11 protein-coding genes are annotated in these 8641 nt (G+C 70.4%); 7 read left to right on the top strand and 4 right to left on the bottom strand.

Translation table 11 applies throughout. The features are described 5' to 3' along the window. A partial coding sequence (locus AD72_RS07430) for an SDR family NAD(P)-dependent oxidoreductase (protein ID WP_031465668.1) occupies positions 1–302 on the bottom strand: 302 nt, incomplete at its 3' end. Positions 303–420: 118 nt separating this feature from the next. Here AD72_RS07430 and AD72_RS07425 point away from each other — a divergent pair. From AD72_RS07425 to AD72_RS07395, 7 genes are all read left to right on the top strand, one after another. Next, entirely contained in the window at positions 421–1257 is an 837-nt protein-coding gene (locus tag AD72_RS07425; protein WP_031465667.1) for a S49 family peptidase, read from the top strand. Between the two features lie 85 nt (positions 1258–1342). After that, a complete protein-coding gene (locus AD72_RS07420; protein ID WP_031465666.1) occupies positions 1343–2158 on the top strand; it encodes a LytR/AlgR family response regulator transcription factor in 816 nt (271 codons plus the stop codon). An 81-nt stretch (positions 2159–2239) separates the two neighbouring features. Beyond that, complete coding sequence (locus AD72_RS07415) at positions 2240–2632, top strand: DUF485 domain-containing protein (protein WP_037345095.1); 393 nt, start codon at positions 2240–2242, stop codon at positions 2630–2632. A gap of 12 nt (positions 2633–2644) precedes the next feature. Next, positions 2645–4429: a sodium/solute symporter gene (locus tag AD72_RS07410; protein ID WP_031465664.1), complete on the top strand. Its 1785-nt coding sequence runs from the start codon at positions 2645–2647 to the stop codon at positions 4427–4429. 46 nt (positions 4430–4475) lie between these two features. Beyond that, on the top strand, positions 4476–4808 hold the full coding sequence (locus AD72_RS07405) for a rhodanese-like domain-containing protein (RefSeq protein WP_031465663.1): 333 nt from the start codon (positions 4476–4478) through the stop codon (positions 4806–4808). Beyond that, complete coding sequence (locus AD72_RS07400; RefSeq protein WP_031465662.1) at positions 4808–5701, top strand: DUF4328 domain-containing protein; 894 nt, start codon at positions 4808–4810, stop codon at positions 5699–5701. Before AD72_RS07405 ends, AD72_RS07400 begins: the two co-directional genes overlap by 1 nt. A gap of 83 nt (positions 5702–5784) precedes the next feature. Continuing rightward, positions 5785–6489, top strand: coding sequence for a glycerophosphodiester phosphodiesterase family protein (locus tag AD72_RS07395; RefSeq protein ID WP_051898154.1), 705 nt, complete (start codon positions 5785–5787; stop codon positions 6487–6489). On the opposite strand, the gene AD72_RS07390 is transcribed toward AD72_RS07395, so the two are convergent. The 3 genes from AD72_RS07390 to AD72_RS07380 form a co-directional block, all read right to left on the bottom strand. Beyond that, complete coding sequence (locus tag AD72_RS07390) at positions 6486–7007, bottom strand: CGNR zinc finger domain-containing protein (protein ID WP_031465660.1); 522 nt, start codon at positions 7005–7007, stop codon at positions 6486–6488. The genes AD72_RS07395 and AD72_RS07390 overlap by 4 nt on opposite strands. 150 nt (positions 7008–7157) lie before the next feature. After that, positions 7158–8078: an NADP-dependent oxidoreductase gene (locus AD72_RS07385; protein WP_031465659.1), complete on the bottom strand. Its 921-nt coding sequence runs from the start codon at positions 8076–8078 to the stop codon at positions 7158–7160. Between the two features lie 20 nt (positions 8079–8098). Further along, positions 8099–8536 carry a RidA family protein gene (locus tag AD72_RS07380; RefSeq protein WP_031465658.1) on the bottom strand — a complete coding sequence of 146 codons (438 nt, stop codon included), beginning with the start codon at positions 8534–8536 and terminating at the stop codon, positions 8099–8101. Positions 8537–8641: the final 105 nt, after the last annotated feature.

Raw genomic sequence — 8641 nt, 5'->3', positions numbered from 1 at the left:
AGGTCGTGCGGGCCCTTCTTGGACAGGATGCGGCCCGCGGTGCCGATGCCCGCGCAGTTGACCACGATCCGCAGCGGGGCACCCGAGCCGGCGGCCGTGGTCACCGCGGACTCGACCGAGGCCGGATCGGTGACATCGGCGGCCACGTAGGTCACGCCCTCGACCGCCTCGGCCTTGTCGATGCTCGCCTGCAGGTCGAGCGCGTACACCGTGGCACCGGCTTCGGCGAGCCGCGCCGCCGTGGCCGCGCCGAGCCCGGAAGCGCCGCCGGTGATCAGTGCCGCTGTCCCGTTGATCCGCACCTTCGTTCCTCCTCGTTCACACGAACAATCCGGGTGGAAGGTTACCGCCAGATCCCCTTGTGAGCGGTTGTGTTGGTTCTAACCAACACAACCACGCACGAGAGCTAGGCTGGGCTGGGTGAACGTGATGGAGAAGCTCACCGCGAATCTGCCCGGTATCGAACGCATCGAGCGCGGGGATGTGGTCTCCGTCGTCCGCTTGCACGGGGTGATCAGTTCCACCCCCTCCCCGCTGTCCCGGGGCGTGATCAACCTGAACGCCGCGGACTCGGCGATCAAGAAGGCCTTCGAGCACGACCGGCTCAAGGCGGTCGCGCTGGCGATCAACTCCCCCGGCGGGATGCCCACCCAGTCGGCGCTGGTCGCCGAACGCATCCGCGGGCTCGCGGACGAGAAGAACATCCCGGTGCTCGCCTTCTGTGAGGATCTCACCGCCTCGGGTGGGTACTGGATCGCCTGCGCGGCGGACGAGATCTACGCGCACCGCACCTCCATGGTCGGTTCGATCGGCGTGGTCAGCGCGAGCTTCGGGGTGCGCGCGCTCGCCGAGAAGCTCGGGGTCGAGCGGCGGGTGCACACCGCGGGCGCGAGCAAGCACCGGCTGGACCCGTTCGACGAGGAGAAGCCGGAAGACCTCGAGTGGCTGCGCGGGATCCAGTCGGCCCTGCACGAGCAGTTCGCCGACTGGGTCCGGGAGCGCAGGGGCGATCGGCTCAGCACCGACCGGGACCTGTTCGACGGGGATGTGTGGGACGGGAAGCGCGCGGCCGAACTGGGCATCACCGATGGAGTCGGCAGCCTGCGCGAGGTGATCGAGCGGCGCTATCCGGACGCGAAGCTGGTGGTCGCCGAGCCGAGGAAACCGCTGCTGGCCAGGCTCGGAGTCGGTGCTCCCGCGGCCTCCCTGCTGCAGGCGGCCGAGCATCGGCTGGCCTGGACCAGGTTCGGTTTGTGATCAAGTTGGGGGTCACCGGTAGACAGCCGCCGCAAGACTCGGCAAGATTCCCGCTGAAGTGAGTACACGTGATGACAACCAGGGCATGCTCGTGCTTGCCGTGGACGATGAGCAACATGGCCTCGACGAACTACGGTTCCTCCTGAGCCAGCACCCGCGCGTGCGCAGGGTGCTGCTCGCCGGGGAGGCCGCCGAGGCGCTGCGGCTCATCTCCGGCGGGGACGAGGAGGTCGCCGCGCGCCGGGACGCCAAGCAGACCGCGGTGGACGCGGTGTTCGTCGATATCGACATGCCCGGGCTCTCCGGAACGGAGCTGGCGCGAGTGCTCGCCGCGCTCAAACCCGGCCCGCCCGCGATCGTGTTCGTCACCGGGTTCGGCCAGGAGGCGGTGACCGCCTTCGAACTCGGCGCGGTCGACTACGTGCTCAAACCGCTCAAGGCGGAACGGCTGGCCAAGGCCGTGGACCGGGTGTGGGCCGACCGAATGCACGTCGCAGGGCCCCAGCCGGGGGTTCCGGGCGCGCCGCAGGTCGAGGCCGAGGACTCGAACGACGAGGTCATCCCGGTCGAGCTCGCCGGAACCACCAAGCTGATCTCACGTTCCTCGGTGCGCTGGGTGGAGGCGCAGGGCGACTATGCGCGGCTGCACACCACCGAGGGCTCGCACCTGGTGCGCATCCCGCTCGCCCAGCTCGAGGAACGCTGGGCCGAGGCGGGCTTCGTGCGTATCCACCGCTCCTATCTGGTCGCGCAGGGGCTGATCACCGAGCTGCGCATGGGCACATCGGGCTACACGGTCGTGCTCGGCGACGGTGAGCAGGAGCTCCCGGTCTCCCGCAGACACACCCGCGACCTCAAGGACCGGATCGTGCGCTCCCCGAAGAACGGCTGGGGTTCATGACCACTGTGCTGTCCCGATGCGGTCTTTCCTGCGCGCCTCGCTCGCTGGGGCTCGCCGCGATGCCCGGAAAGGCCGCCTCTCATGACTGAGCACGGCCAGGGCCCGGCCGCCCCGCAGCGCATCCGCCGCAAACGTGTGGTGCTCGCCGGCGGGAACAGCCCGGTGACCGTGCTCCGCGCCCGCGGTGAGGTCGAACAACAGACCAGCATGGGTGAGCTGCTCGTGCGCAATCTGATCCGCGCCCAGCTGCGGGTCGCGCTCGGCCTTGCCGCGATCGTGACCGTGCTGTTCGGCGCGATCCCGCTCCTTTCGGTTTTCCTGCCCGCCTTCAATGACGCCACCCTGCTCGGGGTCCCGCTCCCCTGGTTGCTGCTCGGGGTACTGGCCTTTCCCGTGCTTTTCGCCGCCGGTTACGTGTACAACCGGATGGCCGAGCGCAATGAGCGCGATTTCGTGGACATGGTGGAGAACTGATCGGACCCGGCGGTGGAACTGAATCCATGGGCGATCGCTGGGATGGCCGCGGTCGGATTGTTCACCTTCTGGCTCGGTCACGCCTCCTCGCGCTCCGCGGTGAGCACCCCCGACTTCCTCGTCGCGCGGCGCGCGGTGCGGGCACGGCGCAATGCGGCCGCGCTCGCCGGTGAGTACCTCTCCGCCGCCTCGTTCCTCGGTATCGCCGGGCTCGTGCTCTCCGATGGGGCCGGTGCGCTGTGGTACCCGGTCGGGTTCACCGCCGGTTTCCTCGCCGTGCTGCTGTTCGTCGCGGCCCCGCTGCGCCGTTCGGGTGCCTACACGCTGCCGGACTTCGCCGAGGCCCGGTTCGGTTCGCGGCGGCTGCGCGGGCTGTGCGCGGTGTTCGTGCTGCTGGTCTGCTACCTGTACCTGATCCCGCAGCTGCAGGGCGCCGGGATGGTGCTCTCCTATGTGCTCCCGGTTCCGACCTGGGTCGGCGCGATCGTGGTGATCGCGGTCGTCGTGGTGAACGTGCTCGGCGGCGGGATGCGCACCGCGACCCTGGTGCAGGCCGCGCAGTACTGGATCAAGCTGTTCGCGATCGCCGCGCCGACCTTCGTGCTGTGCCTGGTGTTCTTCATCGCCCGCCCGGATCACGCCGAACGCCTGGATGCCGCGCGCACTCCGGCGTTCACCGCGGACACCACCGTGCACGTGCAGACCACGGTGCGAATGACGGTCCAGGAGAGCACCCCGGTCGCCGCGGAGGGCCGGATCGACAATGTCGGCGCGCACAGCGGGATGGTGCTCACCAAGGGGCCGCACACCGTCGACAAGGGCACCACACTGCGCTTCCCCGAGGGAACCTCGGTGCCCGCGGTCGGCAGCGCCAAATCGGCGAACAGCGACTGGTTGCGGTTCGGCGGCGGGCAGGACGCGGTCGAGGCGTACTCGCTGATGTTCGCGCTGTTCCTCGGCGCTGTCGGGCTGCCGCACGTGCTCGCCCGGTTCTACACGAGCCCGGACGGGCGGGCCGCGCGGCGCACCGTGCTGCACGTGCTGGCCCTGCTCGGCGCGTTCTACGTGTTCCCCACCGTGCTCGGTGCCCTTTCCCGGCTCTACGTTCCCGAGCTGATGGTCACCGGCCGCGCGGATGTCGCGGTGCTCGATCTGCCCGGGGCGATGCTGTCCACGACGACCGGCCAGATCCTGACCGGGGTGCTCGCCGCCGGTGCCTTCGCCGCGTTCCTGGCCACCTCGAGCGGGCTGCTGGTCAGTCTTTCCGGGGTGATCTCCACCGAGGTGCTCACCGGGCGGGTGCGGGATTTCCGCTGGGCGGCCGTGCTCTGCGGGATCATCCCGCTCGCCGCGGCCATCGCGCTGCGCCCGAGCGAGATCACCGTGGGCGTGGGGATGGCCTTCGCGCTCGCCGCGTCCACCTTCGCCCCGCTGCTGCTGCTCGGTATCTGGTGGCGCAAGCTCACCGTGGCCGGCGCGGCGACCGGGATCGTGCTCGGCGGCATCCTCGTGCTCGGCGCGTTCACCCTGTCCATCGTGTCCGGCTACACCGGAGGCTGGGCACCCGCGCTCGTCCGCCAGCCCGCACTGCTCTCGGTGCCCGTGGTGTTCCTCGTGGTGCTGCTGGTCTCCCGGGCCACCAAGCAACAGCCGCAGGCCGAGGTGAACGCGATCTTCCTGCGATTGCACGCCCCCGATCCGCTGGGGCTCACCAAGGACCGGGACACCGAACGATTCGGCCCGCCGCGGGATCAGGGGCGCAAACCATTGCGTGGCGGCAGGCACCGGCGCCAGTAGCCGACTCTGACTGCGTCCTCACCGGGTGCCATGGCACGATCGGGGGGTGGTAGCCGAGGTAGCAGTCTCCGAGATTCCCGCCGAACTCCCCGAAGGCGAGGTGCTGCTCGACGTCCGCGAGGACGACGAGTTCGCCGCAGGGCATGCGCCGCAGGCCGTGCATCTGCCGATGTCCGCGCTCCCGGAGCGGGTCGCGGATGTGCCCGAGGCCGACCGCGTCTACGTGATCTGCCGTTCGGGCGGCCGGTCCGCGCAGGTCACCGCGTATCTCAACGCGCAGGGACACTCCTGCGTGAACGTGGCGGGCGGGATGCAGCACTGGGCGGCCGCCGGACGGGACATGACCAGCGACTCCGGCGAAGACCCCGCGGTGATCTGATGACCGCGGGAGCGAATCGGGTGCGCTGGGTCGCTAGCCCGCCGCCGGGTGCCGGTCCCCGGCGTCCCGCGGTGCGGCGGCGGCCCTACACCGGTCCGCCCTCCTATCCGGCGACCCCGCGCTGGGGTTTCCCGCAGCTGGCCTGGCGCTGGCCGACCAGTGTTCCGGGCACCGCGCACGAACCGGCGACCGCGGAATCGGTGCGCGTCGCCGGGCGGCTCGCCACCCTGATGCTGCTGATCACCACGGTCACCGCGGCCCTGGCCACGATCGCCGAGTTGGTGCGCTACATCCTGCTCGTGGTCAGCCTTTCCGCCCCGGTGCCCGAGGGATTGGCCGCGTTCTCGGACACCTTCGTCATCTCCGCGGGCATCGTCACCGTGGTGTTCGCCATCGCCTCCCTCTACCTCGTGCTCCGCTGGCTGCTGCCCGCACGCGAGTTCGGGGAACGCGGACGCGTCTCGGCGCGCGGCGACGGCTGGGCGCTGGCCTGCGTGCTCATCCCCGGATGGAACCTGATCGGCGCCTTCTACGTGCTCGCCGAACTGGAGCACGTCGCCTGCGAACGCCCGCCGGGGAGCCGCCCGCGGCCGAGCACCGCGGCCTGGATCTGGTGGGCCGCCTGGCTGGCCAGTGGCGTGTTGTTCGTGCTCACCCTCGTCTGGGGGTTGCGCGATTCCGTGCAGGCCATGGCCGACGGGGTGCTGCTGCACGCGGTGGCCGACGCCGTCGCCCTGGTGCTCGCCTACCTCACCGCGCGCACCGTCACCCGGCTGACCGGGTTGCTCGCCCCGCTCACCGACGGCTCCAGCCCGTACCGTCGAATACTCGCCGTGCACGGCGCACCCACCTCACTGGAGCGTGCGCCCCGCCCCGCGAACGCCCCACGCTGAACTGCGCAAACACGTGCTCGTGAGTGGTTGTGTTGGTTCTAACCAACACAACCACGCACGAGGTTCTGGGTAGGCTCGAAGCTGTGCAGCCCTTCCTCGTCGCGCACCGTGGTGCCTCCGCCGACCGCCCGGAGCACACTCTCGCGGCCTATGAGCTCGCCGTGGAACAGGGCGCCGACGGGGTGGAATGCGATGTGCGGCTCACCAGGGACGGTCACCTGGTGTGTGTGCACGACCGGACGGTGAGCCGCACCTCGGACGGGCGCGGTTCGGTCGGCGATCTCACTCTGGCCGAGCTGGCCGAGTTCGACTACGGCAGCTGGCATTCCCGGCCCGCCCCGCTGCTGACCCTGCGTGCGCTGCTCGAACTGGTCGCCGATACCGGGGTGCGGTTGTTCGCGGAGACCAAGCATCCCGCGCGGCACGGTTCCCGGGTCGAGGCGCGACTGCTGGCCGAGCTCGCGGAGTTCGGGCTCGCCGATGGTAAGGCCACGGTGCTCTCGTTCTCCGGTACCGCGCTGCGCCGGATCGCGGCGCAGTCGGCGCACGTGCCGACGGTGCTGCTCACCGATCAGGTCACGGCACGGCGGCCCCTGCCGAGGACCGCCACGATCGCCGGGCCCTCGATCAGCACCCTGCGTGCGGATCCCGACTACGTACGCCGCGCGGGCCGGGAGATCTACGCCTGGACCGTGGACGAACCCGCGGACATCGCCCTGTGTGCGCGGCTCGGGGTGCGCTACCTGGCCACGAACGTCCCCGGCAAGGCGCGCGCGGCCCTCGGTTAGCCGGACCGGCGCGCTCGGTGCCTGCGTACCGCGTCCCGGTTCGCGCAGCCCGGCGAGCAGTACCGCTGCCGCCCGCCCCTGGTGAAGTCGGCGAATACCGCGCGGCACTCCTCGAGGGCACAGCGGCCCAGCCGGTGCATGCCGCGGCCGGTCAGGTGCACCGCGGTGCCCACGCTGATCAGCGCCTTCACCACCCCCGCAGCGCTGAGCCGGTCGTCCCGGTAGTGGATGTGCCAGCCATCGCCGAGGTGATCGGTCAGCCGCGGATACGAGGAGGACTCGGCGAGCAGGGCGTTCAGCAGCCGGGCGCGCTCGGTGTCCTCCCCGGTGTCCACGACCTGCTGCCACCGCTCGAGAAACCGGCGCACCTCGGTCAGATCCGCCTGCCCGCAGGGACCGCTCAGGGCCACCCCGGCGTGCGCGCAGCGCTCGGTCAGCTCGGCCGGATCACGCGGCGGGTTCCCGAGCAGGTCGACGGCCAGCCGCACCGGATCCTCGCCGTAAGGGTTCAACCGCACAGGACTATTACAGCACGATGGCGTCATGACCGCTGTACACCGATGGATCACGATCTCGAGCCATATCACCAGCCAGGGATGGGTCCGCTATCAGCGATGTTGTTGCGGCCGCACCCGTGTGCTGCTCGGCGGTGAACCCGTCGCGCGGCGCTAACGATCCGCGACGGCGATGATCGTTTTCCCGGGGCCGCGGCGCCCGGACGTGAAGGCGGCCGGCGCTTCCTCCAGCGGATGGACGGAGCCGAGGCGCACGTGCAGGCGGCCCTCGCGGACCTGCCGCACCAGCTCGGCCAGCCGGGCCCGGTCCGGTTCGACGACGAAGAAGACCGTTCGGCCGTCGCCGGGCCGGATCTCCGTCGGCCCGGCGATGGTGACCAGGGTGCCCCCCGCGCGGACCAGCCGGGCCGAGCGTTCGAGGATCTCCCCGCCGAAGATGTCCAGGACCACGTCGACCTCCCCGGCCTCGTCCAGGCGATCGGCCTGCAGGTCGATGAAGGAGTCGGCGCCGAGGCCGAGCACGTCGTCCCGGTCGCGGGCCCGGCCGGTGCCGATGACGCTCGCCCCCGCCTGCTGCGCGAGCTGCACCGCCAGCGAACCCACGCCGCCTGCCGCACCGTGGACCAGCACGGTCTGCCCTGCCTGGAGCCGGCCGTGCTCGAACAGCGCCTGCCACGCGGTCAGTCCGGAGATCGGCAGGGCCGCCGCGACCGGGTGATCGATATCGGCCGGAAGCGGGGTGAGGTTGCGAGCCTCCACGGCCGTGAACTCGGCGAGCGAGCCGTCCCGCGCCCAATCGGTGAGCCCGGCGACGCGTTGCCCGAGGGTGAGGCCGGTGGTGCCGTACCCGAGCCCGGTCACGACCCCCGACAACTCGTGTCCGGGCACACTCGGCGTCCGATCACGACCGGCCCGATCGGTCCACGTGGCCGGCCAGTCGAGCTCGCCCGGGGTGAACCCGGCCGCGTGCACCCGCACGATGACGTCGTTCTCCGCGGCATGCGGATACGGGCGATCGGCCAGGGTCATACCGTCGAGACCGGCAGCCTGGTCGGTGACCGTTATGGCTTTCATATCGGGTCCTTGTCCGGGGATCAGAGGCGTGCGACGAACTTGATTTCCACGAGCTGCTCCGGGAAGACCAGCCGGGTGGTGCCGAGGATCGTGCTGGCGACCGGGGGAACATCCCGGCCGTACGCCTGTTTGCGCACCGGCCCGGCGACCTCGAAGGCCGCGGCCATGTCGAGCACGTAGATCACCTCTTCCACGACATTGTCCAGGGTGGCACCGAAACGGCCCAGCAACTCCGTCGCGTTGTGGTAACTCTGCCGCAGCTGCGCGCCCATGTTCGAGAAGTCCGTGATCACTCCGGAGGAATCCACCGGAGCCGGGGCGACGAGTTCCGCGCCGTCGTGCGAGAGCTGGCCGGACAGGTAGACCGTGTCGCCGATCCGGACGGCCTGGGCGTAGCCGTAAGCGCTTTCCCATGGCACCCCGAAGTTTTCCATCCTGCGCTCGATCGCGTCGGTCATATCGGCCGCCCTTTCCGTGCTGAATCATCCGCTATCGTGCAAGTTAGGTGGCCCCGACTGTGGTCACCAGCAGCGCCGATGCCAGAAATGGCAAGGATCGTGCCT

Source organism: Sciscionella sediminilitoris (assembly GCF_000737195.2).
GTDB lineage: Bacteria > Actinomycetota > Actinomycetes > Mycobacteriales > Pseudonocardiaceae > Sciscionella > Sciscionella sediminilitoris.
The sequence above is the reverse complement of the archived record's forward strand: the minus strand, read 5'-3'. Positions and strand labels throughout refer to the sequence as shown.